27 protein-coding genes and 1 other RNA gene are annotated in these 24,128 nt (G+C 50.8%); 13 read left to right on the forward strand and 15 right to left on the reverse strand.

Going from position 1 to position 24,128, the window contains the following annotated elements; translation table 11 throughout:
• Window positions 1-2 precede the first annotated feature (2 nt).
• Complete coding sequence (locus tag FOY96_RS04760) at window positions 3-725, reverse strand: hypothetical protein (RefSeq protein WP_049015074.1); 723 nt, start codon at window positions 723-725, stop codon at window positions 3-5.
• Between the two features lie 302 nt (window positions 726-1,027).
• Here FOY96_RS04760 and FOY96_RS04765 point away from each other — a divergent pair, with 302 nt between their 5' ends.
• Both FOY96_RS04765 and FOY96_RS04770 read left to right on the forward strand, forming a co-directional pair.
• On the forward strand, window positions 1,028-1,246 hold the full coding sequence (locus FOY96_RS04765) for an ogr/Delta-like zinc finger family protein (RefSeq protein ID WP_015570058.1): 219 nt from the start codon (window positions 1,028-1,030) through the stop codon (window positions 1,244-1,246).
• Window positions 1,247-1,274: 28 nt separating this feature from the next.
• Window positions 1,275-1,838 (forward strand): phage polarity suppression protein, encoded by a 564-nt coding sequence (locus FOY96_RS04770; RefSeq protein WP_033146329.1) that lies wholly within the window; start codon window positions 1,275-1,277, stop codon window positions 1,836-1,838.
• A gap of 416 nt (window positions 1,839-2,254) precedes the next feature.
• Here the strand turns inward: FOY96_RS04770 and FOY96_RS04775 are convergent, their stop codons facing one another.
• From FOY96_RS04775 to smpB, 5 genes are all read right to left on the reverse strand, one after another.
• Window positions 2,255-4,030 (reverse strand): ATP-binding protein, encoded by a 1,776-nt coding sequence (locus FOY96_RS04775; RefSeq protein WP_143346584.1) that lies wholly within the window; start codon window positions 4,028-4,030, stop codon window positions 2,255-2,257.
• A complete protein-coding gene (locus FOY96_RS04780) occupies window positions 4,018-5,175 on the reverse strand; it encodes an SIR2 family protein (RefSeq protein ID WP_033146327.1) in 1,158 nt (385 codons plus the stop codon). The genes FOY96_RS04775 and FOY96_RS04780 overlap by 13 nt, the downstream gene beginning before the upstream one ends.
• A gap of 12 nt (window positions 5,176-5,187) precedes the next feature.
• The gene (locus FOY96_RS04785; protein WP_143346585.1) at window positions 5,188-6,384 is read right to left on the reverse strand and encodes an integrase domain-containing protein; all 1,197 of its coding nucleotides are present in this window, start codon (window positions 6,382-6,384) and stop codon (window positions 5,188-5,190) included.
• A 183-nt stretch (window positions 6,385-6,567) separates the two neighbouring features.
• Window positions 6,568-6,931, reverse strand: a transfer-messenger RNA (tmRNA) gene (ssrA, locus tag FOY96_RS04790).
• A gap of 89 nt (window positions 6,932-7,020) precedes the next feature.
• Window positions 7,021-7,503: an SsrA-binding protein SmpB gene (gene smpB, locus FOY96_RS04795; RefSeq protein WP_008502505.1), complete on the reverse strand. Its 483-nt coding sequence runs from the start codon at window positions 7,501-7,503 to the stop codon at window positions 7,021-7,023.
• 156 nt (window positions 7,504-7,659) lie between these two features.
• On the opposite strand from smpB, the gene FOY96_RS04800 reads away from it, so the two are divergent.
• Both FOY96_RS04800 and FOY96_RS04805 read left to right on the forward strand, forming a co-directional pair.
• Window positions 7,660-8,097: a type II toxin-antitoxin system RatA family toxin gene (locus FOY96_RS04800; protein WP_024908332.1), complete on the forward strand. Its 438-nt coding sequence runs from the start codon at window positions 7,660-7,662 to the stop codon at window positions 8,095-8,097.
• Window positions 8,087-8,374, forward strand: coding sequence for an RnfH family protein (locus FOY96_RS04805; RefSeq protein WP_025759268.1), 288 nt, complete (start codon window positions 8,087-8,089; stop codon window positions 8,372-8,374). Before FOY96_RS04800 ends, FOY96_RS04805 begins: the two co-directional genes overlap by 11 nt.
• A 103-nt stretch (window positions 8,375-8,477) precedes the next feature.
• On the opposite strand, the gene bamE is transcribed toward FOY96_RS04805, so the two are convergent.
• The 3 genes from bamE to nadK form a co-directional block, all read right to left on the reverse strand.
• The gene (gene bamE / locus FOY96_RS04810) at window positions 8,478-8,816 is read right to left on the reverse strand and encodes an outer membrane protein assembly factor BamE (RefSeq protein WP_008502502.1); all 339 of its coding nucleotides are present in this window, start codon (window positions 8,814-8,816) and stop codon (window positions 8,478-8,480) included.
• Window positions 8,817-8,954: 138 nt separating this feature from the next.
• The gene (gene recN / locus FOY96_RS04820) at window positions 8,955-10,616 is read right to left on the reverse strand and encodes a DNA repair protein RecN (RefSeq protein ID WP_033146256.1); all 1,662 of its coding nucleotides are present in this window, start codon (window positions 10,614-10,616) and stop codon (window positions 8,955-8,957) included.
• Window positions 10,617-10,701: 85 nt separating this feature from the next.
• Complete coding sequence (gene nadK, locus FOY96_RS04825; protein WP_008502500.1) at window positions 10,702-11,580, reverse strand: NAD(+) kinase; 879 nt, start codon at window positions 11,578-11,580, stop codon at window positions 10,702-10,704.
• Window positions 11,581-11,732: 152 nt separating this feature from the next.
• Between nadK and grpE the strand changes: the two genes are divergently transcribed.
• Complete coding sequence (grpE, locus tag FOY96_RS04830) at window positions 11,733-12,326, forward strand: nucleotide exchange factor GrpE (RefSeq protein ID WP_023333122.1); 594 nt, start codon at window positions 11,733-11,735, stop codon at window positions 12,324-12,326.
• Window positions 12,327-12,377: 51 nt separating this feature from the next.
• Here the strand turns inward: grpE and FOY96_RS04835 are convergent, their stop codons facing one another.
• Complete coding sequence (locus tag FOY96_RS04835) at window positions 12,378-13,664, reverse strand: HlyC/CorC family transporter (protein WP_025759264.1); 1,287 nt, start codon at window positions 13,662-13,664, stop codon at window positions 12,378-12,380.
• An 18-nt stretch (window positions 13,665-13,682) separates the two neighbouring features.
• Window positions 13,683-14,474, reverse strand: a complete 792-nt coding sequence (locus FOY96_RS04840) for a cytochrome C assembly family protein (RefSeq protein ID WP_014884879.1) — start codon at window positions 14,472-14,474, stop codon at window positions 13,683-13,685.
• A 166-nt stretch (window positions 14,475-14,640) separates the two neighbouring features.
• Between FOY96_RS04840 and ffh the strand changes: the two genes are divergently transcribed.
• The 7 genes from ffh (at window position 14,641) to FOY96_RS04875 (ending at window position 20,058) form a co-directional block, all read left to right on the forward strand.
• Window positions 14,641-16,002, forward strand: coding sequence for a signal recognition particle protein (gene ffh / locus FOY96_RS04845; protein ID WP_014884878.1), 1,362 nt, complete (start codon window positions 14,641-14,643; stop codon window positions 16,000-16,002).
• Between the two features lie 116 nt (window positions 16,003-16,118).
• On the forward strand, window positions 16,119-16,367 hold the full coding sequence (gene rpsP, locus FOY96_RS04850) for a 30S ribosomal protein S16 (RefSeq protein WP_003863133.1): 249 nt from the start codon (window positions 16,119-16,121) through the stop codon (window positions 16,365-16,367).
• A gap of 15 nt (window positions 16,368-16,382) precedes the next feature.
• Window positions 16,383-16,922 (forward strand): ribosome maturation factor RimM, encoded by a 540-nt coding sequence (gene rimM, locus FOY96_RS04855; protein ID WP_029741020.1) that lies wholly within the window; start codon window positions 16,383-16,385, stop codon window positions 16,920-16,922.
• Between the two features lie 31 nt (window positions 16,923-16,953).
• Window positions 16,954-17,721: a tRNA (guanosine(37)-N1)-methyltransferase TrmD gene (gene trmD, locus FOY96_RS04860; RefSeq protein WP_014832949.1), complete on the forward strand. Its 768-nt coding sequence runs from the start codon at window positions 16,954-16,956 to the stop codon at window positions 17,719-17,721.
• A 43-nt stretch (window positions 17,722-17,764) separates the two neighbouring features.
• Complete coding sequence (gene rplS, locus FOY96_RS04865) at window positions 17,765-18,112, forward strand: 50S ribosomal protein L19 (RefSeq protein WP_002914145.1); 348 nt, start codon at window positions 17,765-17,767, stop codon at window positions 18,110-18,112.
• 132 nt (window positions 18,113-18,244) lie between these two features.
• The gene (locus FOY96_RS04870; RefSeq protein WP_048979772.1) at window positions 18,245-18,649 is read left to right on the forward strand and encodes a DUF2946 domain-containing protein; all 405 of its coding nucleotides are present in this window, start codon (window positions 18,245-18,247) and stop codon (window positions 18,647-18,649) included.
• A 38-nt stretch (window positions 18,650-18,687) separates the two neighbouring features.
• Window positions 18,688-20,058, forward strand: a complete 1,371-nt coding sequence (locus tag FOY96_RS04875; RefSeq protein WP_143346586.1) for a PepSY-associated TM helix domain-containing protein — start codon at window positions 18,688-18,690, stop codon at window positions 20,056-20,058.
• 2 nt (window positions 20,059-20,060) lie between these two features.
• Here the strand turns inward: FOY96_RS04875 and FOY96_RS04880 are convergent, their stop codons facing one another.
• The 4 genes from FOY96_RS04880 to FOY96_RS04895 all read right to left on the reverse strand — a co-directional run bounded on the left by FOY96_RS04880 (window position 20,061) and on the right by FOY96_RS04895 (window position 22,835).
• Entirely contained in the window at window positions 20,061-20,546 is a 486-nt protein-coding gene (locus FOY96_RS04880) for an OmpA family protein (protein WP_029741023.1), read from the reverse strand.
• Between the two features lie 12 nt (window positions 20,547-20,558).
• Window positions 20,559-21,779, reverse strand: coding sequence for a diguanylate cyclase DgcN/YfiN (gene dgcN, locus FOY96_RS04885; protein WP_029741024.1), 1,221 nt, complete (start codon window positions 21,777-21,779; stop codon window positions 20,559-20,561).
• Window positions 21,772-22,308 carry a regulatory sequestration protein YfiR gene (gene yfiR, locus FOY96_RS04890; protein ID WP_033146572.1) on the reverse strand — a complete coding sequence of 179 codons (537 nt, stop codon included), beginning with the start codon at window positions 22,306-22,308 and terminating at the stop codon, window positions 21,772-21,774. The genes dgcN and yfiR overlap by 8 nt, the downstream gene beginning before the upstream one ends.
• A 152-nt stretch (window positions 22,309-22,460) precedes the next feature.
• A complete protein-coding gene (locus FOY96_RS04895; RefSeq protein ID WP_064673562.1) occupies window positions 22,461-22,835 on the reverse strand; it encodes a DUF2799 domain-containing protein in 375 nt (124 codons plus the stop codon).
• A gap of 214 nt (window positions 22,836-23,049) precedes the next feature.
• On the opposite strand from FOY96_RS04895, the gene aroF reads away from it, so the two are divergent.
• Window positions 23,050-24,120 (forward strand): 3-deoxy-7-phosphoheptulonate synthase AroF, encoded by a 1,071-nt coding sequence (gene aroF, locus FOY96_RS04900; RefSeq protein ID WP_033146251.1) that lies wholly within the window; start codon window positions 23,050-23,052, stop codon window positions 24,118-24,120.
• Window positions 24,121-24,128: the final 8 nt, after the last annotated feature.

Genomic DNA, 24,128 nt, shown 5'->3' on the forward strand with positions numbered 1-24,128 from the left:
AATCAATTCCACAAACGTCCCATTTCCCATGCAGCAAGAGCGCCGCCGACGAAGCCACCGATGAGCACGCAAACAGGTGCGCCTGGCCCACACATTAATCCCGCCATTGCGCCACCCGCGGCAGCACCGGCAATACCTGCACCATTAATCGCTATCTGCCTGCCTGATTCAGAAACCTTATCATCAGCGGTATAAATTTCGTAAACAGAAATCGCAATCGAAAGAACAATCAGCCCTCTTCCAATGCGCGAGAGTTGCATCATTTTCATGTTTACTTGTGGGTTAGACTTGCCTGCGGATTCAACGATACTTGCATATATCTGATTTTTTTGTACTTCCGAAAGACTGTTAAAATTTGCCTGCGGGCCGAATAAAGCTTTCGCTTTTTTTGCTACCAACTCATTAAGCGTCTTACCTTCGCTTTTTATCCGTTCGGCCATTGCCCGTCCCAGGGGAGTGCTGCGAGAGCGCACCATCTCCATGATCAAATTTCTCGTTTCCTGAGCCTCTCGTGCCGCTTTGTCCCAAGAGATCACTCCAGCATTGGCCTTTGCGCGTAAGTCTGCGGACATTTCTTTGATTCTTTTTGAGTACTCAAGGCGTAAGCGGGGGTCGACCGACAACCTCGCGGCTGCAGCGGAAACATCGCCTTGTAAGGCATTCATAGCGCTTTCGAATTTATCGCGTCCATCGGTATCTAATGCGCTCAGCAACGTCGTATCCATATTCTCATTATTCCCGTCATTGGCTCTGAGATGCGTTGAACAAATTTCTAGCACATTATCGGCAAAAGGTCTTTTTAATATTTATTAACCTCGCTTTTGATTTTGTTTCTTTTGATTATATTTCAATGAGATATTGATGAGGTTAGGGACTTTTCGCTATGAACGATTTGCAGCTTTAAAAGAATGAAGATTGTTGTTAGTAGGGATTACTTTGCTGGTTCAGCGCACCTTGGTAGTCAGGTAGTTTTATGTTCTTTTCAAAAAACTGATTCAAAATGGCTTTCATAAGGTGGGGCATAGGCATGTTTCACTGTCCGTTCTGCAAAACTAGCGCGCATTCCCGCACCAGTCGGTATTTGTCAGATAACGTCAAACAGCGCTATCACCAGTGCATGAACATCGAGTGCTCGGCCACGTTCCGCACGCTTGAATCCATCGACGGGGTTATTCGTTCACCGGTGACAGAGCCGGTCATCCCGGTACCCGCACCGGCGGCCACCGTTAACCGTGCCGGTGCGTGAGCACGGCCAGTCATCAGGAGAAACATACGTGACCACACTGACGCTACAGAAAGCCTTTGAGGCCAGCCAGGCAAATAAATCCGCCTGGCTGCAACGCCGGGATGAACTGAAGCAGGCCGAACAGGCATACCGCGAACAGCTTGCCGGCAGCGGCCACAGCGGCCGGAGCCTGCAAACGCTGCGTGAGATTATCGAGGTGAAAAAGTGGGAAATAAATCAGGCTGCCGGGCGTTATATCCGCTCGCATGAGGAGGTGCAGCGCATCAGCATCCGCGACCGATTAAATGATTTTATGCAGGCGCACGGTGCGGAGCTGGCCGCCGCCCTTGCCCCGGAGCTGATGAATTATTCCGGGCAACATTCCGCCGTTCAGCGCTGCGCCATGCAGCACTCGCTCGATTATCTGCGCGAGGCGCTACAGCTCTGGCTGTCCGCTGGTGAAAAAATTAATTATTCGGCGCAGGATAATGACATTTTAACTGCCATCGGATTCAGGCCTGACGCGGCTTCGCGCGATGATAATCGTGAAAAATTCACACCCGCACAGAACCTGAATTACACCCGCCGCCGTGCAGAACTGGCCGTGCAGTAGTCCGCTTAAAAATCCCCGAAAATCTCGCCATTTTTACGTATAAAAGCCATGCATGCATAAGGTGCATGGTTTTGCATGCGTTTTACCGACACTCAATCCCCCGCCAGCGCCAGCACTGGCGCGTCCTGAGGCCGTTCATGCACCTGCATTAAAAGCGCCCCCTTAAGCGGGCAGGCGTGGCGGGGAGAGCATTGCGCGCCAGCGCTAACGTACATATTTATTTTGGCAGGTTGAGAGCGTTGCTATGGGATGCAGATTCGCTAAGAAGTCTTAAGGGGGCATCAAGGTGTTTGTCGGTGTAGCGGGTTTCTGAGGTTCGTAGGCATGGTGAAGAAAAAAAAGCCGCCTGGTGGCGGCAGGTATCAATCAAATTTCCTGTTTGGCGTAATAACTTCAAAGTGAAACATTTCCAGTAATTACCAAAATGAGTCCAGATCAATAGTATCGCTTTCAGGTGCTAATTCTGAAGGTAGACGCTGGATTTGTATGATCATCGGAGTATGAAATGCTGTGCCCGATACTACACAGGCACCAGATGGCAGTATAGGAACTAAGCCGCGCGAAGAACTATCAAGATTGCTTATAGAGTTTTTGAGTAAGAATAAATCATTTTCGTTAACTAAGCGGTGGAGAAAATAATTATGTATTTGAGATATTATTGTTGTTGATATGTCTGCTGGTCTCTGGCTTGCAATCGTGACAAAATAAGCAAATTTCCGGCCTTCCTTTATTATTTCTTCAAACAGTTCTAATCGGTAATCTTTCCAGGTCTCGGATTCTCTATTAGATGTCTCCGATAATATGTTATGAGCCTCATCAACAATCAGGTGAAAGCTGTTTTGCGATGTGTCTTTTTTCTTATGTTCCAAAAAAGAACATTTTGCAATCAACATTGGAATCGATTTTTTCGTTTCTTGGTTACAATTCTTTAATGATATAAATAATAATGGTTTGGTTTCAAGCTCAATATCATCAATTATTTCAATCACTTTTTCAAGTGAACTGCTTGAGGAGTTTATTTTGCTAATTAATGGGCTTATATGCTCATATTGTACATAGTTCCTAGATACGGATTTTATTAATTGAAGGGTTGCCCTAACAGTTATTTGCTGAAAAGGCGATAATGTTGTGATGTCGATATTGGTACTTGCAAGAGTAGGTAGGTGAGCAAGATATTCATCTGGAGTGTTGAGAAATGTACCATTTCTATAATATTTGTTGTTTTCCCCTCTTGAGAACCAACTGAACTCAGATAATTCAGAGTTTATTTCTTTAGATTTTTCAGGATTGATAATGTTAATTATTGAACGAAGTACACTAATTGTTTCTCGGTGTTGATTTTGACCAAACATTATTTTTATGGTGTCATGAAAATAATCATTGAGTTCATCGCCATACTTGAGTCTGTTTCTAACAAGTATATTTAGAAATGGTTTTTGAGTTTTTTCTGTGGCAGAAAATAGGACTGAAAGTAATTCTGGGTCCCAATACTCTGATTTTTTGATTTTTAACTTTTGATTTCCATTCTTTAAATGAGTGTCAAGTTCAATATAATTACTCTTGTCTTTGAACTGATTGTGAATGGGTTTATATTCACCGTTGAAGTCAATAAATACAAAGGTGGATTTATTGAATAATTTATCTCCCACACAAGAGAAAAGCTCACTATATATTTTTGCTAAAGAATTGGATTTACCACTTCCTGTATTTCCAAATATTCCGATGTGTGAATTGAATATGCCGTTTATTGGGATGTGAATAGGTATTTCTTCTAAGAGTGATTTGCCAATTAATATTTTTTTAGCATCTATCTTGCCTTCGAAAGAATATATTGTGGATATAATTTCGTCATATATGAGGTGTAATTCATCCTGAATCATTGGTAGGTATTTTATACCCGAGTGAAATTTATTTCCTGAAATATAACCGATGATTTTAATATCTACAAATCTATCAAACTTTTCATTGTTGGGTTGTGTGTTGTCAAAGTTTTTCTTTTCGATGATTTCTTCACCCTCAATTTTTCCGATAATATCGTGATACCCTTTTTTTATGACTATAAATTCATTTATAGCAACACCACGGTATAATCTTCCATCATATATATATGTAGTCTGATACAGGTTTGGATGTACGATTGCACGGACGGAGGTTCCTCTTACAGCTGTGACATACCCGATTATAAACTGCATGTTAATCCCTCCATTGAGTCGGTTCCGCTAAGGGAAAAAATACAATCTATGAATCTTTCTAGATCAATCACATTATTTTCGTCATCGTTTTCTGGATAAATAAAAACAATCTTTTTATTGTTTATTAATTCTTTTATTGCGGTCTTGTCATTGTTTTTATAGCAGAATATGTAAACTATTAACGAGGGGTTACTCAAAGAACGAGAAATAATTTCTCGAATGTGCTCATCTTTGAAAGAAAAACCAAAACATATTAAAACAGTTTGAGGCTTCTCAAGTTCATAACTCAAGAGTCTTAATGATTGGTAATAATGCTGTTGGAAAACAGTTTCTTCAAATTTTGCTTTAGTTGGGTTTACGATAGCAAGTTTATTGTATTCTTTCCTGAATTCTTCTAACGCTAATTCATCTTTCTCAGCAAGATTGAGACTTTCTTTGGCGGTTTCGATAAATGAAAAATCTTCTACTAATTGTACAGCGGTTTGTATGTCTGGAATATCTAAATCAATTTCTAAATCTTCTGGGAAATGATTGGGGTAATTTACTTCAATTCTTTCTTCGCTATATTTATTCCATGAAACAGAACCATGCATTTTAATGAGGTTTATTGTTGGGATCTCGAATTTATAAAGGTCATTTGTACCTTGATGCCAAGTTGATGTATGAAAATTACTGATTTGAAGGTGACGTTTTTTAAGGCCTCTAGCACCATCGTTAAAAATAAAATTTGTAGAATCACGAAGCAACCTATCTGAAGCATTTTCGAAAAATAAATCATAGTTTGTAGTGAAAATGTTGGCTCTGCGTATCTGGTTTGCCCCTTTCCTATTAATTAAATGCACAATGCTATCTATTAATTGTATGTACGCATTTAATGTTTTTCTGCGACTTTTACGCGATCTGGTATCATCAGCTTTTGGCAGGAAACAGAAACTCTTTTTTAAAATATTTTTATAATATTGATAGTAAATGAAGTTGTTTATGTCAGAGTAGTTATTATCTGTAAGTAGATCCTCGTAAGTTAAATCATCATTAATCTTTAGCGTTGGTATATACGAAGCTGAAGCACCTGAGCCGATAAGGAAATTAATGTTCTTATCATGTAACTCTGATGCTTTGAATGCTTTAAATAGTTCGTTTGCCATGTGTAGTAATCCTTATTTATTAGTTTTATTCACAAAAACACCCCACCAAGACATTAAATCTTTTCGCTGCTCTAAATAGATTGAACGATTATATGCCCTTCTAACTTCATTTTTATCTGTATGCGCCAAGGCAGCTTCAATAACATCTGCGTTAAAACCCGCTTCATTCAGAGCTGTGCTTGCTATTGAACGTAAACCATGTGCGACTAGCTTGCCTCCATATCCGATACGCTTCAATGCTGCATTAGCCGTTTGGCTGTTCATTGCTTGCTTTGGATCATTTCTACTTGGAAAAACATGCTCCCGGTGAGCACTGATAGCCTTCATCACATCCAATATATATAGCGCCTGAGGAGATAAAGGAACAACGTGCTCGCGTTTGCCCTTCATCCGTTCAGCTGGAATTGTCCAAAGCTTGGCATCGAGATCGATTTCTTCCCACCGAGCACCAGAGGCCTCAGAAGGGCGAACAAGAGTCAGGAGCTGCCACTCAATCAGGCAGCGAGTCGGTACAGACAGGTTCGACATAACCAAAGAACGCATCAACTTTGGCAATTCTTCTGGCCGCAGCGTAGGCATATTTTGCTTTTTGGGTCTTTCAAAAGCCATACCAACACCTGATGCCGGATTAGCATCAATCAGGCCGGTGTTGACGGCGTAAATCATGATTTCGTTAATTCGCTGCACTAAACGTCGAACTGTCTCCAATGCCCCACGTGCTTTGATTGGCTCCAGTGCTTCAACAATTGTTCTGGCTTTGAGTTCCTGAACAGGTATTGCGCCGATAGCTGGGAAAACATCTTTGTCTAATGAACGCCAAATATCTTTCGCATAATCCTCTGTGACGCTTTTACTCTTGAGCTGAAACCAGTTGGCGGCCACGGTCGAGAAAATACTGTCCAACTCAATCTGCCGCTGCTCAGAGACTTGCTCTTCCTGCTGCTGGGGATCGGTACCATGCGCAAGAGTAGTTAAATGCTGGTCGCGTATCTGACGAGCTGCTGCGAGTGTAAGGGCAGGGTATGAGCCGAGGCTCAAATTTGTTCGGCTGCTGCTTCCCGGTCGTTGATAACGGAAGCGCCAGAGTTTTTTACCGGAGGTTTTGACGAGTAAGAACAGACCATCACCATCATGAAGTGTGAAGTCTTTATCGCGGGGTTTAGTTTTTAGAATTTCGTCGTTAGTTAGGGGGCGTGTGATGCGCGCCATGTCTGGATTCCTTCCATAATTGGTACACGTTTAATGGACCACAGTATAGCGTGTACCTAAACGTGTACCAATTTTTACTGGATTCAGGCGGATCGTCTCGGACAACGACAGACACAAAAAAGCCCGCAGGGCTGATGCCATGCGGGCTTTCTGTACTTCACCGGACGTATCCGGATCATGATTTGGTGGAGCTGGCGGGAGTTGAACCCGCGTCCGAAATTTCTACATCCTCGGTACTACATGCTTAGTTTGTCTTTACATTCGCACGCCAGCTGCGGACAGACACGCCACTAACGAACTAGCCTGATTAGTTTTAACGCTTCAACCCCAGGCAGGGCTTCCACGCGATCTCTTTTGGGTTTGACCTCTCTTTGATCCCCGTCTTAAGAGCGGAAGCTAGGGAGAGAGGGCTCAGAGCAGGTTATTAAGCTGCTAAAGCGTAGTTTTCGTCGTTTGCGACTATTTTTTTGCGGCTTTTAACGAGGCAAACCGCCCCTCGGCATGCACCTTGGGTTTCGCAAATCCCGTCGAATCCAGAATCAGCCCCAATAGTGTTGAATTAAGTATACCAGATTTCACTTCCTGGATACCAGCCCGGAACGCTAACTTATTGAATAGTACAATAAGTGTGCAGAATCAACGTCCTGCGTTTTTCATGATGCGCGCTTTATCAAGTTGCCACTCGCGCTCTTTCAGGTCAGTACGTTTGTCGTGCTGTTTTTTACCTTTTGCGACGCCAACTTTCACTTTACACCAGGCGTTTTTCCAGTACAGCGACAGGGCTACCACGGTGAAACCTTCACGGTTGATGCGTCCGTAGAGGGATTCCAGCTCACGCTTGTTCAGCAGCAATTTACGCGTGCGCGTTGGGTCACACACGTAGTGTGAGGAGGCGACGGTCAGCGGCGTAAAGTTCGCGCCGAACAGGAAGGCTTCGCCATCTTTCAGGATCACGTAGCTATCGCCGATGTTGGCTTTCCCGGCGCGCAGCGATTTTACTTCCCAGCCCTGCAACGCAAGGCCAGCTTCGAATTCTTCTTCAATGAAATACTCGTGGCGAGCACGCTTGTTGAGCGCAATGGTCGCCGAGCCTGGTTTATGTGCTTTTTTCTTCGTCATAAGTGTCGTAAAGCCGTCGGTAATCTGATTTCAAAAAGTCACCTCATTGCGTCCTGTGAGGTCTAACGCGCTATCTTAGCACGAGATGAGGCTTAGCGTTTTTTTAACAGGTGATAAATGTTATTATTTGTCCGTTGTGTGACCATGGGAAATGCTATGCCTCAGATTAGCCGTACTGCGCTCGTGCCTTACAGCGCGGAACAAATGTATCAGTTAGTGAACGACGTTCAGTCTTATCCAGAATTTATTCCGGGGTGCACCGGGAGCCGCGTTCTGGAGTCCGGCCCGACGCAGATGACTGCGGCGGTGGATGTCTCCAAAGCGGGGATCAGCAAGACGTTCACCACCCGCAATACGCTGACCAGCAATCAGAGTATTTTGATGCATCTGGTGGATGGTCCGTTTAAAACCCTGATGGGGGGCTGGAAGTTTACGCCGTTGAGCGCTGACGCCTGTCGCATCGAGTTCCAGCTGGACTTTGAATTTACCAATAAGCTGATTGAGCTGGCGTTTGGCCGCATCTTTAAAGAGCTGGCCTCGAATATGGTTCAGGCGTTCACCACCCGCGCCAAAGAGGTTTACAGTGTCGCATAAGATTGCTGTAGAAGTGGTGTATGCGCTACCGGAGAAGCAGTATCTGCAGCGCGTGACGCTGGAAGAGGGTGCAACCGTTGAGGCGGCTATCCGCGCGTCCGGCATCCTCGAACTTCGCAGCGATATCGACCTGGCGAAAAATAAGGTCGGGATTTATAGCCGTCCGGTGAAGCTGGGTGATGTGCTGAAAGAGGGCGACCGGGTTGAGATTTATCGCCCGCTGATTGCTGACCCGAAAGAACTGCGACGTCAGCGTGCGGAGAAATCGGGTAAGTAGCGTGTTTTCCCCTCACCCTGACCCTCTCCCCAAAGGGGCGAGGGGATAAAAGAAAAACAAAAAAGGTGCTCAATGAGCACCTTTTTGCATTTCTGACTTCTGATTATTTGGTCAGGGCAGGCTTGTTGTCGATGTTGGTCAACACACCGGCGCTGCTGAAGGTCAGCGTCAGGGTCTGCTGGGTCGCATCTTCGTGGCCCGGCTTCTGACGGAATACATAGAACCAGGTATTAGTGCCGAACGGATCGGACATCATCGGGGTTCCCAGTGCATAAGCGACCTGCTGTTGTGTCATCCCCACACGGATTTTGGACACATCGTTAGGGGTAAGGTAGTTCCCCTGGTTGATGTCAGGACGGTAAACCACTTTCTCCAGAGTGGAACAGCCTGCGGTCAACATCAGAAGAACCGCTGCGGCAGCGGTCAGCATTTTACAACGCATAGTGATTTGATTCCTTTTCGGGCCCGAGCAGAACGCGGCTCATATGTAATATGCCGATGATAATAGACCTTGCCCCACTTTGAAACCGGTCTGGCGGCGTTTTTGTTGTTCTGTATGACCCTGAGATCCCGAAAAAGTTTATGCCGCCAGCAGTTCTTTCGCGTTCGCGAGCGTATTGCGGGTGACTTCGCTGCCACCGAGCAGGCGAGCAAGCTCCTGCAGACGCGCACGTTTATCCAGCGGCTTCATGTGCGTTTCGGTCATTTCACCGTCGGTTTCTTTGCTGACGATAAAGTGATGATGGCCACAGCCCGCGACCTGCGGCAGGTGGGTGACACACATCACCTGCGTTGATTCGCCTAGCTGGCGCAGCAGTTTGCCCACCACCGCCGCCGTTGGGCCGCTGATGCCGACATCCACTTCATCGAAAATCAGCGCCGGGGTTTCCATTTTACGCGCGGTAATCACCTGAATCGCCAGCGCAATACGCGAAAGTTCACCACCGGAGGCCACTTTGGAGATAGCCTGCAGCGGCTGCCCCGGGTTGGTGGTGACGCGGAACTCGATGCGGTCCGCACCTTCTGCCGTCAGGTGATTCTCTTCAAAGCGGACATCAATGGTGAAGATACCGTGCGGCATCGCCAGCGTGTGCATGCTGTCGGTGATGTGCTGGCTTAGCTCCTGGGCGTAATGCTGACGGATTTCATGCAGCTTTTGCGCTGTCGCCAGCGCCTGTTCATGATGCAGGTTCACCGCGAGAGAGAGGGTTTCCTGCGAGTCAGCCTGATCGTCAAGCTGCTGCTGTTCTTCCAGCAGAGACTGATAGAATCCTGGCAGCTCTTCCGGCGTGACGTGGTGCTTGCGCGCCAGTGAAATTTGACGGGAAATGCGCTGCTCCAGCTCAAACAGACGGTTCGGGTCGAGATCCAGACGTTCACAGTAGTGGCGCAGTTCGTCACTGGCTTCGGAGATCTGAATGGCCGCTTCTTCCAGCATATCCAGGACGCCAGAAAGCTTGCTGTCCATGCCAACCAGTTCGGTAATGAGCTGGCGGACGTTATACAGCTGGCTTTGCAGGTTCACGTCTTCGCCGTCCGCCAGCAGGTTGAGCGCATTCTGGCTGGTTGAGAGTAGGTGGCCGCTGTTCGCCAGACGTTTGTACTCTTCGTCGATTTGCTCAAACTCACCCGGCTGCGGGTTGAATTCGTTGAGCTCTTTAAGCTGGTACGCCAGCAGTTCCGCACGTGCGGCGCGCTCCTGGCTTTGCTGCTGGTGCTGGGCAAGTTCACGGCAGCTCTGATGCCACTGGCGATAGTGCTCCGCCATAAGCTGAGTAAGCGCGTACTCACCCGCATAGCCATCCAGCAGCGCTTTCTGCTGTTCAGGTTTGACGAGTTGCTGGTGCGCGTGCTGACCGTGGATCTGGATAAGCAGCTGGCCGAGTTCGCGAAGCTGGGAGAGCGGGACCGCCGTGCCGTTGATAAAGCCACGTGAACGACCGTCGCTGCTGATCACGCGGCGAAGTAAACACTCACGTCCATCTTCAAGCTGGTTCTGTTCCAGCCAGCGCTGGGCGGCAGGGGTGTCTTTCAGGGAGAAACGGGCGCACAGGTCGGCACGGTTTGCGCCCATGCGCACCATGTCGCCCTCTGCGCGGCCACCAAGGCACAAGCCGAGGGCATCAATGGCAATGGATTTACCTGCACCGGTTTCCCCGGTGATCGCCGTCATGCCGCTGTGGAAATCGATCTCAAGCTCACGAACAATGGCAAAGTTGCTGATGGTCAATTGTGCCAGCATAATTGTTTTCCTGTATGAAAAACCATAACTGTGTTTTCATACAGTATAAACTGGTTTTTTATACAGTAAAGTACTGGATGCAAAATCAGAACAATTTTTTTGACCAGCCAAGCTTCGAGCTTAATGTGTTGAAATAGCTGTAATCTTTCGGATGAATCAGATTAAGGTGGTAATCACATCGACGAATGAGAACATCTTCACCTTCCTGGATCGGCAGCGCTATCTGGCTGTCGCAGCTGATCTCCAGGTCGTTACGGCGATGCGAGAAGCGCAGACGTATCGTGCTGTCGCCGTTGATGACCAGCGGGCGGGCGGAGAGCGTGTGCGGGAACATCGGCACCAGGGTAATGGCATCCAGCGAGGGCGTCAGGATCGGGCCGCCGGCAGAAAGCGAGTAGGCGGTTGAGCCTGTCGGGGTGGAGATAATCAGCCCGTCGGAACGCTGGGAGAAAGCAAAGATTTCGTCGATGTAAACTTCGAATTCAATCATGTGCGCCACTTTTCCGGGGTGAAGAACCACCTCGTTAATTGCGGTGCTGATGCGCTTCTGACAGTCCTGCTGGCACACCTGCGCTTCCAGTAAAAATCGTTTTTCGCTGATATAGTGCCCTTCCAGCACGTCAGCCAGCTGCTGCTGCGCATTGTCCGGGTCGAGGTCGGTTAAAAAGCCGAGATTGCCACGGTTGATGCCGATGACCTTAATGTCATAACGCGCCAGCGTGCGGGCCGCGCCGAGCATATTGCCGTCGCCGCCCACCACCACGGCGAGATCGGCCTGTTGGCCAATTTCCGCCAGCGTGCCGGTTTTGACGCTCTTCAGCTGAAGCTCCTGCGCAATCTGCTGCTCGACCATCACTTCATAGCCTTTGCTACACAACCAGCGATACAACATTTCATGTGTCGTTAGTGCGGTAGGGTGACGCGGATGCCCGACAATCCCAATACACCTGAAATGATTATTCATTTTCTGGAGGTCCTTGTGCCTGATGAATGATGACAATCTGTCTTGTTCCCTTGAATCCCGGAACAATCTGTCTTGTTCCCTTGAATCCCGGAAACTGATCCCCATAATAAGCGAAGTTAGCGAGATGAATGCAGAAAAACGCGGAGAAATTCATGAGTAGTAAAGAACAGAAAACGCCTGAGGGGCAAGCCCCTGAAGAAATTATCACGGAACAGCACGATGAAGTTGAGGCTGTAGAGCCAGACGCATCTGCTGAGCAGGTGGACCCGCGCGATGAAAAAATTGCGAATCTGGAAGCCCAGCTGGTAGAAGCGCAGAATCGCGAACGCGATGGTGTTCTGCGCATCAAGGCGGAAATGGAAAACCTGCGTCGCCGTACCGAGCAGGACGTTGAGAAGGCGCATAAATTTGCGCTGGAGAAATTCGTCAACGAACTGCTGCCGGTAATCGATAGCCTCGACCGCGCGCTGGAAGTGGCTGACAAAGCGAATCCGGACAACGCGGCGATGATCGAAGGTATCGAACTGACGCTGAAATCCATGCTCGACGTGGTGCGTAAGTTTGGCGTAGAAGTCATTGCCGATACCAACGTACCGCTGGATCCAAACGTTCACCAGGCGATTGCAATGGTGGAGTCCGAAGAGGTGGAAGCCGGTAAAGTGCTGGGCGTGATGCAGAAAGGTTACACCCTGAACGGCCGTACCATTCGCGCTGCGATGGTGACCGTGGCGAAAGCGAAAGCGTAATTTGCCATTCGTAGTGCCGGGTGGCGGTTTCGCCTTACCCGGCCTACAGCCTTACTCAGCGATACTTTCGCGCAGGGGTTTTACGGGCAGGACTTTCACCTGCTTAATCATATTGTCCTGCACGTCCAGGATATCAATATCGTACTGCTCAATGCGCACCCGCGTGCCCGCCGCCGGGATCTCTTCCAGCGCTTCCAGAATCATCCCGTTAATCGTACGAGCCTCATCTTCCGGTAAATGCCAGTTAAAGGCTTTGTTGAGTTCACGAATGTTCGCGCTACCGTCAATCAGCACCGAGCCGTCGTTTTGCGGGGTAACCTCTTCCGCGAGGGAAGGCGACATTGACGTGGTAAAGTCCCCGACAATCTCTTCCAGAATATCTTCGACCGTCACCAGCCCCTGAATATCGCCGTACTCATTGACTACCAGGCCGACCTTCTTCTTGTTGCGCTGGAATTTCACCAGTTGGGTGCTGAGCGGCGTACCTTCCGGCACGTAGTAAATCTCGTCGGCGGCGCGCAGCATCACCTCTTTGGTGAACTCTTTTTTCTCGGTCATCAGACGGTAGGCTTCGCGCACGCGCAGCATGCTGATGGCGTCATCCAGCGAGTCGCGATAGAGCACAATGCGCCCGTGCGGGGAGTGCGTCAGCTGGCGAACGATGGCTTTCCAGTCGTCATTGATGTCGATACCGACGATTTCGTTACGCGGCACCATGATGTCGTTGACGCTCACCTTTTCCAGATCCAGCACTGACAGGAGCATGTCCTGATTGCGCCGGGAGATCTGCGAGCGGGATTCATTCACGATGGTGCGCAGCTCCTCTTTGCTGAGCGCGCTGCTGATGGTGACATCGGCTTTGATCCCCACCATCCGCATCAGTACGCGCGTCACCATGTTCAGCAGCCAGACCAGGGGCATCATCAGGATCTGCAGCGGTGCCAGCAGGAAGCTGCTCGGGTAGGCGACTTTCTCAGGGTAAAGCGCGGCGATGGTTTTCGGCAGCACTTCGGCAAACACCAGCACCACGAACGTCAGCACGCCGGTGGCAATCGCCACCCCGGCGTTGCCGTACAGGCGCATCCCAACGATGGTGCCGAGGGCGGAGGCCAGAATGTTGACAAGGTTGTTGCCGATGAGCACCAGGCTTATCAGGCGATCCGGCTTGCGAAGCAGTTTTTCAACGCGACGAGCGGCACGGTTACCCTGTTTAGCACGATGACGTAACCGGTAGCGGTTTAAGGTCATCATGCCGGTTTCCGAGCCGGAGAAATAGGCGGAGATGACCACCATGACGATCAGGATAACGATCAGCGTGGTGGTAGAGATGTGTTCCAGGGGGAACTCCTTTGTTTCTTAGCCAGCAAATTGCTGTATGAAGCGGCTGCCAAAATAGGCAAGGGTGAGAATGCCCGCACCCGCGACGTTGAACCAGACCACGCGACGACCGCGCCAGCCTTCATGATAATGGCCCCATAACAGGACAATATAGACAAACCACGCGATGATGGAGAGCACAGCTTTATCGATGTTCTCCACGCTGAACAGGTTCTTCATGTAAAACAGGCCCGTGCAGAGCGTCAGCGTCAGCAGCACAACGCCCACCTGGGTGATGTGGAACATCTTACGCTCAATGACCATCAGCGGCGGCATCTCATGGTTAAACGCCAGCTTTTTGTTTTTCAGCTGATAGTCAATCCAGGCGAGCTGCATGGCGTAAAGCGCGGCGATGATCAGCGTCGCGTAGGCAAAGAGCGACAGGCCGATATGCACCAGCATCCCCGGCGTCGCCTCCAGATGCGTAATGAATTCATTAGGCATAAAGGTGGCGAGGGCCAGATTGATCAGCGCGAAGGTATAGACAATCGGCAGCAGCAGCCAGCCGCGATTTTTAGACGCGACGATGGTCATTACCGTGCAGATCATCAGGCTGACCAGCGAGCCGACGTTAAGGACGCTCAGGTTTTGCACGCTGCCGTCGCCGGGAATGATGCGTGATTCCAGCGCAAACGCGTGGCTGATCAGTGCGATCACCGCGGAAAGAATAGCCATGCGCCGCCAGCCGCTGTTTTTTTGCAGCAGTCCGGGAACGATCAGCGCGAGGCTGACAGAGTAGGCAACAAGGGCGATCAGTGCGAAAACAGGCATATAGGCATCGACAGTTGTCTTAATAAGAAAGAGAAGCAGTATAACGTTACGTGACGCCTGCTCCAACCGTTGCATAACAACAAAGGCGCCTTCATGTTATACTCCGGCAAAATTCTGTGTATGTGTCGCCCATGGCGGCCCAACGTTTCTACTCAGGCGAGAGACAATGTTTGATAATTTAACCGATCGTTTGTCGCGCACGCTGCGCAACATCAGCGGCCGCGGACGCCTTACTGAAGAGAACATCAAGGAAACGCTGCGCGAAGTGCGCATGGCGCTGCTGGAAGCAGACGTCGCGTTGCCGGTTGTTCGTGATTTTATCAACCGCGTTAAAGAGAAGGCGGTTGGTCATGAAGTTAACAAGAGCCTGACCCCGGGTCAGGAGTTCGTCAAAATCGTTCGTAATGAACTGGTTTCGGCGATGGGCGAAGAGAACCAGGTGCTTAACCTGGCGGCTCAGCCGCCGGCCGTGGTGCTGATGGCGGGCCTGCAGGGTGCGGGTAAAACGACCAGCGTCGGTAAGCTGGGTAAATTCCTGCGTGAAAAGCACAAGAAGAAAGTGCTGGTGGTTTCTGCGGACGTCTATCGCCCGGCGGCGATCAAACAGCTGGAAACCCTGGCCGAGCAGGTCGGCGTAGATTTCTTCCCGTCCGACGTGGCGCAGAAGCCTGTCGACATCGTTAACGCGGCGCTGAAAGAAGCGAAGCTGAAATTCTATGATGTGCTGCTGGTGGATACCGCCGGTCGTCTGCACGTTGACGAAGCGATGATGGACGAGATTAAGCAGGTGCATGCCTCTATCAACCCGGTAGAGACCCTGTTCGTTGTCGATGCCATGACCGGTCAGGATGCGGCGAATACCGCGAAAGCGTTTAACGAAGCGCTGCCGCTAACCGGCGTGGTGCTGACTAAAGTGGACGGTGACGCCCGCGGCGGTGCGGCGCTCTCGATTCGTCACATCACCGGTAAGCCGATTAAATTCCTCGGCGTGGGCGAGAAAACTGAAGCGCTCGAGCCGTTCCACCCGGATCGTATTGCCTCCCGTATCCTCGGCATGGGCGACGTGCTGTCGCTGATCGAAGATATCGAGAGCAAAGTTGACCGCGCGCAGGCCGAGAAGCTTGCCAGCAAGCTGAAAAAAGGTGACGGTTTCGATCTTACCGACTTCCTTGAGCAGCTGCGTCAGATGAAAAACATGGGCGGCATGGCCAGCCTGATGGGCAAACTGCCGGGCATGGGCCAGATCCCTGACAACGTGAAAGCGCAGATGGATGACAAGGTGCTGGTGCGTATGGAGGCGATCATCAACTCGATGACGCTGAAAGAGCGCGCTAACCCGGATATCATCAAAGGTTCCCGTAAACGCCGTATCGCAGCCGGTTGCGGCATGCAGGTGCAGGACGTTAACCGTCTTCTTAAACAGTTCGACGACATGCAGCGCATGATGAAGAAAATGAAGAAAGGCGGCATGGCGAAGATGATGCGCGGCATGAAAGGCATGATGCCACCCGGTTTTCCAGGGCGTTAATCGCTTTTGAGATTGCTTTTTGCCCGAAAATGAGTAAAATTTTCGGGCTTTTAATATGACACCCGGGCTCCGTTCCTCGATGGGGCCCGGTTGTTTTATTCACACAAGAGGATGTTATGGTAACTATTCGTTTAGCTCGTCACGGCGCTAAAAAGCGTCCGTTCTACCAGGTTGTTGTGACTGACAGCCGTAATGCACGCAACGGTCGCTTCATCGAGCGCGTTGGTTTCTTCAACCCACTGGCCGCTGGCGCAGAAGAAGAAACTCGTCTGGATCTGGATCGTATCGCTCACTGGGTTGGCCAGGGCGCTACTGTTTCCGATCGCGTTGCTACGCTGATCAAAGCAGCAAACAAAGCAGCTTAATCTGTCACGGTGGTCATGATGAGCAATAAAGCACCTGTTGAACCGATCGTATTGGGAAAAATGGGTTCTTGCTACGGTATCCGTGGTTGGCTCAGAGTGTTTTCCTCCACTGAAGACGCTGATAGCATTTTTGATTACCAGCCCTGGTTTATCCAGAAAGGCGGTAAGTGGGAAGAGGTCGAGCTGGAAAGCTGGCGTCACCACAATCAGGACATCATCATCAAGCTGAAAGGCGTTGACGATCGTGATGCTGCGAATGCGCTGACTAATTGTGAAATTGTCGTGGATTCGTCGCAGTTGCCACAGCTGGAAGAGGGCGACTACTACTGGAAAGACCTTATGGGTTGCCAGGTAGTCACTACCGAAGGCTACAGCCTGGGGAAAGTCATCGATATGATGGAAACCGGGTCAAATGACGTTCTCGTCATTAAGGCAAACCTGAAAGATGCATTTGGCATCAAGGAGCGGTTGGTTCCGTTCCTCGATGGACAGGTTATCAAGAAAGTCGATCTCACTACTCAAACCATTGAAGTAGATTGGGATCCTGGTTTTTAAATTCTCCGGATAAACGGTAAAAGACGGCGCTATGTGGATTGGCATAATTAGCCTGTTTCCTGAAATGTTCCGCGCGATTACCGATTACGGGGTAACTGGCCGGGCAGTAAAGAATGGCCTGCTGAGCATCCAGAGCTGGAGTCCTCGTGACTTTACTCATGACCGGCACCGTACCGTGGACGATCGTCCTTACGGCGGCGGACCGGGGATGCTAATGATGGTGCAACCCTTACGGGACGCCATTCACACAGCAAAAGCCGCGGCAGGTGAAGGCGCAAAGGTGATTTATCTGTCACCTCAGGGACGCAAGCTTGATCAAGCGGGCGTGAGCGAACTGGCGACGAATCAAAAGCTGATTCTGGTCTGTGGGCGCTACGAAGGAATAGATGAGCGCGTAATTCAAACCGAGATTGACGAAGAATGGTCTATCGGCGATTACGTTCTCAGCGGTGGTGAGTTACCCGCAATGACGCTGATTGACTCCGTCGCCCGGTTCATTCCGGGGGTTCTGGGCCATGAAGCTTCGGCAACGGAAGATTCCTTTGCCGATGGGTTGCTGGACTGTCCACACTATACTCGTCCTGAAGTGTTAGAAGGGATGGAAGTACCGGCGGTGTTACTGTCTGGAAACCATGCCGAGATACGTCGCTGGCGTTTGAAGCAGTCGCTGGGCCGAACCTGGCTTAGAAGACCTGAACTTCTGGAAAACCTGGCTCTGACTGAAGAGCAAGCAAAGTTGCTGGCCGAGTTCAAAACTGAACACGCGCACCAGCAGCATGAACATGATGGGAATGCGTAATACGCTCCCGAATATCAGTTTACCCAGGATAAGAGATTAAATTATGAGCAACATTATTAAGCAACTTGAACAAGAGCAGATGAAGCAGGACGTACCTTCCTTCCGTCCAGGTGACACCGTGGAAGTGAAAGTATGGGTTGTTGAAGGTTCCAAAAAACGTCTGCAGGCATTCGAGGGCGTGGTTATCGCTATTCGTAACCGCGGTCTGCACTCTGCATTCACTGTTCGTAAAATTTCCAACGGCGAAGGCGTTGAGCGTGTCTTCCAGACTCACTCTCCGGTAGTTGACAGCATTGCTGTTAAACGTCGTGGTGCTGTACGTAAAGCTAAACTGTACTACCTGCGTGAGCGTACTGGTAAGTCTGCTCGTATTAAAGAGCGTCTGAACTAAGATTCGCTTAAGCGACATCCTGTTAGAAAGGGCTGGCCGAAAGGCTGGCCCTTTTTTTATCCCTGCGCACCTCTCGCGTTAACCCTTTTGTCATAAATCATTTACAATGCTTGCCTCTTGAAAGGAGGAGAAGTGGATAACGTACTGCATCAGCCTGACCGGAAACGCGCAGCGGCATTGACCGCGCTGTTTGCGATCCTGCTGATCGTGGTGGCGCCGCTTATCTCCGTCTCCTTGCAGAAAGATCCCATGAGCGCGATGCCGGGCATGCATCATGACATGAGCATGATGTCGATGGACGAGCATCAGGGCGATATGCCGCATACGATGCCTGTCGACCATGCGGAAGCGTGCGGCTACTGCGTGCTGTTAGCGCATGTCCCTGGCGTGATGCTGGCGCTGATCGTCCTGCTCAGCGCGGTATTACAGAGGCTTCGCATTAAGCCGCCGCGCCAGGCGGTCAGCCACTGGCACTTTTTCCCCTGGCTTTACCCTGATACCCGCGCGCCGCCGCGGCAGTCTGCTTTTTCCCTTTAAAACTAAATCGATAACTTTTTGCCTTAAAAAGGAAAAGTATGACTACCTGCACTCCGCGCGCGGCATGGGGAAACCTGCTGCGTCGCCTCCATTTCTACGTCGGGCTTTTTGTTGGTCCGTTTATCTTCTTTGCCGCGCTGACCGGTACGCTGTATGTGGCGACCCCGCAGCTGGAGAATGCGCTCTACCGGCACGCGCTCCACACGGATTCCGTGGGCGTGCCGCAGCCGCTGGCGGAACAAATTGCCGTGGCGGAAAAAAACGTTGGATCAGATGTGCATTTGCACGCCGTGCGTCCCGGGCTGGCTGAAGGCGAAACCACCCGCGTGATGTTTGCTGACCCGACGCTTGGGCCATCGGAGAACCGGGCTATTTTTATTGATCCGGTAAGCCTGGCGGTGCTGGGAGATATGACGGTATACGGCACCAGCGGGATTTTACCGCTGCGTCAGACCATTGATTATCTGCATACCTCTTTGATGCTGGGCGACGTGGGGCGGCTCTACAGCGAGCTTGCCGCCTCCTGGATGTGGGTTGCCGCGCTGGGCGGTGCTGCCCTGTGGTTTTATACCCGACCCAAACGGCGGATCAATAATCGCTTCCAGAATCGTCGTCGGATGCACGTGACGCTGGGCTGGAGTCTGCTGGGCGGAATGCTGTTGTTCTCAGCAACCGGCCTGACCTGGTCTCAATGGGCAGGCGGGAACGTTGATAAGGTGCGGGCAGAGATGAACTGGCTTACCCCGCAGGTGAACACGACGCTTTCCGGTCAACAGAAGATCGTGGATGAGCACGCCGAACACCGAGGCCATCACGGCGGAATGATGATGCCGGAAATGGCGATGGATCTGACGCAGTTTGACGGAGTATTAAGCGCGGCCCGTAACGCGGGAATTGATGCCAACAGGCTGGAGATCCGCCCGGCAAAAACGGCGGATCGCGCCTGGACCGTGACGGAAATCGATCGTAGCTGGCCGACCCAGGTGGACGCCGTTGCGGTTGATCCTTCTACGATGCAGGTCCTGGACAGAACCCGATTCGAGGATTTCCCGTTAATGGCAAAACTGACCCGCTGGGGCGTGGATTTCCATATGGGGATCTTATTCGGGCTGGTGAATCAGCTGCTGCTGGTGGCGTTCGGCCTCACCCTGTGCGTGCTCATCGTCTGGGGTTACCGGATGTGGTGGATGCGTCGTCCGGCACGGTCGGCCGTGGATCCGGTGCAGACGCTTTGCCAGAGCTGGCTGGCGCTGTCAGGGTGGGGAAGAGGGATTACGGTGATAATCAGCATACTGCTGGGGCTGGCCTTGCCGATCATGGGCGTGAGTCTGGCGCTGTTTGTTGTGGTGGACTGGCTGCGCTGGCGAGCGGCAACCAGGGTGACGCTCGCCGAATCATCCGCTAAATAACCCTATGGCGTGCTGATCACCACTGCGACGCGGCGGTTTTCAGCGCGCCCTTGCGGGGTACTGTTGCTCGCAACCGGATATTTTTGACCTAACCCCCGCGTGGTGAGATTGCTGCGCGGGATATTTGCCCCCTTCGCCCAGGCATCGGCCACGGCATTGGCGCGTTTTAACGACAGCGCTTCGTTGTAGCTTTCTTCACCGTAGTTATCCGTGTGACCGTCCATTCGCGCGTGGTTCAGGCCGGTTTCCGCCAGGCGAGAGGCCATGGACTGGATCTGCGTTTCACTTTCCGGGCGCAGTCTGGCGTCATTTTTATCAAACAGGATGGTGTCCGACATGCCAAGTGACCAGTCACCGTTCAGTTCGTTAAAACCGTAAGACTTCATCGCCGAAATTTGCTCAGGAGTGAATTTGCCTTCCGGGGGCGACTGACAGCCTGCCAGAACCAGTGAGGCCAGAACTATCGGCGCGAAGTAACGTTTTAACATAGTGTATCCTTTCTAACTTGTTGTTTTCGTACGCTGGTTTTTCACCTGATACATGTTGCGGTCAGCCCTCTCCAGTAATGCTTCCACGGAAGCATTTTCCCACGCCAGAGCAAAGCCAATGCTGAGTGACATCGATGCTTTTTGTCCGTTATGAAGATCAAACGGACGGATAAACTGCTGCGATAGCGCAGCACAAATGTGTTGAACCTCGAGCTCAGAGTGTACGCCGTACAGCACCATAGCGAATTCGTCACCGCCAAGGCGGTATGCCTGGTGACGTTTGTCGCCAAACTCCATCATCCTGCTGGCGACTTCTATCAGCACGCAGTCACCTGCCGCGTGTCCCCAGGTGTCGTTAATAAACTTAAAATTATCACCGTCGAGGAAGAGCAGGGCCGAGTTTGTTTTGGCTGAAGGGTCGTTCATTAAGGCTGCAATGCTGTTACGAAACGCAGCGCGGTTGGCAAGACCGGTGAGCGGGTCGTGCATGGCGGTACGCAGCAGCTGGGCATTTTTCGCCTGAAGCTTCAGTTGCCACTCCTCCATCTCATCCAGAAGGCTGTTGAAGTCCTCACCAAACTGGTGAAACTCTTCGATACGGCCGTCTTTCACCCGGCGGGAGAAGTTGCGGTTAGTACGAACGTCATGCACGACGTCAGTGATGTTTTGCAGGGCCGTGACCATCCCATGGTGCAAAGACTGGGTAATGGTGAGCGCGACGACGGTTGCAAAGAGAATGCAGCCGGTCAGAACGGCAAACGACATCCAGATGAAATGGCCGATCAGACTGTCACGCGCGGTCAGGCGAATTTCGCCGATCGTTGCGCCGTTATGCATGATGGGCTGCGCAACCGGTACGGGGAAAAGCCAGCGGCTGACCAGTGCGCCCAGCGTGTCGTTGTTGTCCTCCGGGTTCCAGGACCAGTAGGCAAACCGCTTTTTATGCGCGTTAATAACCTCGGCCACGGCAAACTGCCCCTGTTTGCCCAGCGCAGCCAGCGTTTCGTTGGCCGCCAGCGAGTCGTTGAACACCAGCGAGGCTTCCAGGCTGTGGCTCATTGTTGCGCCGGTTAATTCGAGATTCTTTTGCGCGTATTGTTTTAACGTCACGACGGAAGCAAAACAGAGCAGCAGCCATATTAGCGTCATCGTGATGATGACGCTTATCATGCTGTTTCGCCTCAACGTTCTTTTAAACGTCGGACGTGGCGTTGAAGTGAAATCTTTATCCATGCTGCTTATTCCGTGCAAGCATTAATACATCCGGATTGACTCTTACGCCACTGCGCGTCAATGCATCCAGATTGACGGCGAACCGTACCTGGCCGCGATCGATTATCAGGCAAAAGGCACTGCCAATTACACATTCCGGATTTTGCTCTGAGATTAATAGCAACGCTCTGCCCTGATATTGACTTATTAATTCAAGTTGTTTTGCCGGTGATTCAGACCCGAAATAGATCGCATCGCACGTCGCGGCCAGGGCTTCCTGATCGTTACGTACAATAACGGGAGTATAAGGTAACTCGCTATGCCCCTCATCGCCGCTGAGGGCGTGCGTATAGTGCGAAGTGGCGTAGACGCAGAGTTTAGGCTGACCGGAAAGTGACGGCCATCGCGTATAGCTCACGATGCCTGAGACAATCGAGCGTACCGATTTATCCGTTTCCGTAAGCGTGCCTGCCGCCGCAGGGCCCACCATAAGGAACAGCATTATCACCAGAGTGAGTCGGAAAAAAGAGATCAAGAATAAATTTCTCACCAGAATCCGCCACATCGCTCTGGAAATAGATGTCCTTAAGAGTTGCGGGCAGAATACCATTGTTTATCAGGGCCGTCATTATGTCAGAAATAGCATGAGGCCGACCTAAGCTAAATCCTACAGTTGTTTATTTTCCGGTGGATAAAAATAGATTAATTCAGTCTGCTGGAGCGCATACTTTCATCCATCCCTTGCTGCCATGACGCACGCAGTTTTGCCGCGTTTTCGGCTGTATCGCAACTGGCAGGGAAAGATTTGCCTGCTAATCCCCAGGCGTGAATAAACCCTTCTTCGCAGATTTTCTTCTGACCATCAGCATAGCCGCGAAGATATTCACTACGATCAACGTGTGTGTCGTTAAAACTATCGGCCAGGGCCTGGTTATCTTTAACCGGCAGGCCATTCATGGCGTCTTCTTTACCTGCATCAAACCAGGATGGGCTGGTCCAGTCGGGCTGGAAGGTGTAAGGATTGATCTGACAGCCCGTTAAAAACAGCGACAACAGCGCGAGAGCAATTGAACGCATAGCCATTCTCCTTTTTTCTTCAGCATAGCCTGGCTAAAGAAAACCTGTCTGTAATTTAAAGTTTACGTTTTTATCGGCTGATTTTTGCAATAAATTGGCATGTGTAAAGTAATGTGTACGTATTTTGGATTGAAATGTTTACTTTTTATGGTATCGTGGTTTCACCTCATTGAGGAAAACAACTATCGCAAACGAGCTTTACAGGATCGCCATCATGCAAAAAGACGCGCTGAACAACGTACATATCACTGACGAACAGGTGTTAATCACTCCGGATCAACTGAAAGCGGAATTTCCGCTGAGCGTCGCGCAGGAGGCTCAGATCGAGCACTCTCGCCAGACCATTTCTGACATTATCGCCGGCCGCGATCCGCGCCTGCTGGTGGTATGCGGTCCTTGCTCCATTCACGATCCTGAAACCGCCATTGAATATGCTCGTCGATTTAAAGCGTTAGCGGAGGAGGTCAGCGATAGCCTCTATCTGGTGATGCGCGTCTATTTTGAGAAGCCACGTACGACCGTCGGCTGGAAAGGGTTGATTAACGATCCGCACATGGATGGCTCGTTTGATGTGGAAGCAGGCCTGAAGATTGCGCGTCGCCTGCTGGTGGAGCTGGTCAGCATGGGACTGCCGCTGGCAACCGAAGCGCTGGACCCGAACAGCCCGCAGTACCTGGGCGATCTGTTCAGCTGGTCGGCGATTGGCGCGCGTACCACGGAATCGCAAACCCACCGCGAGATGGCGTCTGGCCTGTCAATGCCGGTTGGCTTTAAAAACGGTACCGATGGCAGCCTGGCGACGGCGATCAACGCCATGCGCGCTGCTGCGATGCCGCACCGTTTCGTTGGTATCAACCAGGCGGGCCAGGTCTGCCTCCTGCAAACGCAGGGTAACCCGGACGGCCATGTGATCCTGCGCGGCGGGAAAGCACCTAACTACAGCCCGGCGGACGTGGCACAGTGTGAAAAAGAGATGGAGCAGGCGGGACTGCGCCCGGCACTGATGGTAGATTGCAGTCATGGTAATTCAAATAAAGATTACCGTCGCCAGCCTGCGGTTGCGGAATCCGTGGTCGCACAGATCAAAGATGGCAACCGTTCGATTATCGGTCTGATGATTGAGAGCAATATTCATGAAGGCAATCAATCATCTGAACAACCGCGCAGTGCAATGAAGCACGGCGTCTCCGTGACGGATGCCTGCATCAGCTGGGAAACCACCGATGCGCTGCTGCGTGAGATCCACAAAGATTTGAAAGGCCAGCTGGCGACGCGTCTGGCTTAAGAGGTTAG

Origin of the sequence: Enterobacter asburiae (genome assembly GCF_007035645.1) — a bacterium.
Classification (GTDB): Bacteria; Pseudomonadota; Gammaproteobacteria; order Enterobacterales; family Enterobacteriaceae; genus Enterobacter; species Enterobacter asburiae_B.

Excerpts from the sequence above, each read along its gene's own strand:
- FOY96_RS04780 (WP_033146327.1), bottom strand. The coding sequence starts at position 5,175 with ATGGCAAACGAACTATTTAAAGCATTCAAAGCATCAGAGTTACATGAT.
- trmD (WP_014832949.1), top strand. The coding sequence starts at position 16,954 with ATGTGGATTGGCATAATTAGCCTGTTTCCTGAAATGTTCCGCGCGATT.
- rpsP (WP_003863133.1), top strand. The coding sequence starts at position 16,119 with ATGGTAACTATTCGTTTAGCTCGTCACGGCGCTAAAAAGCGTCCGTTC.
- FOY96_RS04880 (WP_029741023.1), bottom strand. The coding sequence starts at position 20,546 with ATGTTAAAACGTTACTTCGCGCCGATAGTTCTGGCCTCACTGGTTCTG.
- FOY96_RS04765 (WP_015570058.1), top strand. The coding sequence starts at position 1,028 with ATGTTTCACTGTCCGTTCTGCAAAACTAGCGCGCATTCCCGCACCAGT.
- FOY96_RS04895 (WP_064673562.1), bottom strand. The coding sequence starts at position 22,835 with ATGCGTTCAATTGCTCTCGCGCTGTTGTCGCTGTTTTTAACGGGCTGT.
- nadK (WP_008502500.1), bottom strand. The coding sequence starts at position 11,580 with ATGAATAATCATTTCAGGTGTATTGGGATTGTCGGGCATCCGCGTCAC.
- smpB (WP_008502505.1), bottom strand. The coding sequence starts at position 7,503 with ATGACGAAGAAAAAAGCACATAAACCAGGCTCGGCGACCATTGCGCTC.
- rplS (WP_002914145.1), top strand. The coding sequence starts at position 17,765 with ATGAGCAACATTATTAAGCAACTTGAACAAGAGCAGATGAAGCAGGAC.
- FOY96_RS04785 (WP_143346585.1), bottom strand. The coding sequence starts at position 6,384 with ATGGCGCGCATCACACGCCCCCTAACTAACGACGAAATTCTAAAAACT.
- FOY96_RS04760 (WP_049015074.1), bottom strand. The coding sequence starts at position 725 with ATGGATACGACGTTGCTGAGCGCATTAGATACCGATGGACGCGATAAA.
- recN (WP_033146256.1), bottom strand. The coding sequence starts at position 10,616 with ATGCTGGCACAATTGACCATCAGCAACTTTGCCATTGTTCGTGAGCTT.
- ffh (WP_014884878.1), top strand. The coding sequence starts at position 14,641 with ATGTTTGATAATTTAACCGATCGTTTGTCGCGCACGCTGCGCAACATC.
- FOY96_RS04840 (WP_014884879.1), bottom strand. The coding sequence starts at position 14,474 with ATGCCTGTTTTCGCACTGATCGCCCTTGTTGCCTACTCTGTCAGCCTC.
- aroF (WP_033146251.1), top strand. The coding sequence starts at position 23,050 with ATGCAAAAAGACGCGCTGAACAACGTACATATCACTGACGAACAGGTG.
- FOY96_RS04775 (WP_143346584.1), bottom strand. The coding sequence starts at position 4,030 with ATGCAGTTTATAATCGGGTATGTCACAGCTGTAAGAGGAACCTCCGTC.
- grpE (WP_023333122.1), top strand. The coding sequence starts at position 11,733 with ATGAGTAGTAAAGAACAGAAAACGCCTGAGGGGCAAGCCCCTGAAGAA.
- dgcN (WP_029741024.1), bottom strand. The coding sequence starts at position 21,779 with ATGGATAAAGATTTCACTTCAACGCCACGTCCGACGTTTAAAAGAACG.
- FOY96_RS04800 (WP_024908332.1), top strand. The coding sequence starts at position 7,660 with ATGCCTCAGATTAGCCGTACTGCGCTCGTGCCTTACAGCGCGGAACAA.
- rimM (WP_029741020.1), top strand. The coding sequence starts at position 16,383 with ATGATGAGCAATAAAGCACCTGTTGAACCGATCGTATTGGGAAAAATG.
- FOY96_RS04875 (WP_143346586.1), top strand. The coding sequence starts at position 18,688 with ATGACTACCTGCACTCCGCGCGCGGCATGGGGAAACCTGCTGCGTCGC.
- bamE (WP_008502502.1), bottom strand. The coding sequence starts at position 8,816 with ATGCGTTGTAAAATGCTGACCGCTGCCGCAGCGGTTCTTCTGATGTTG.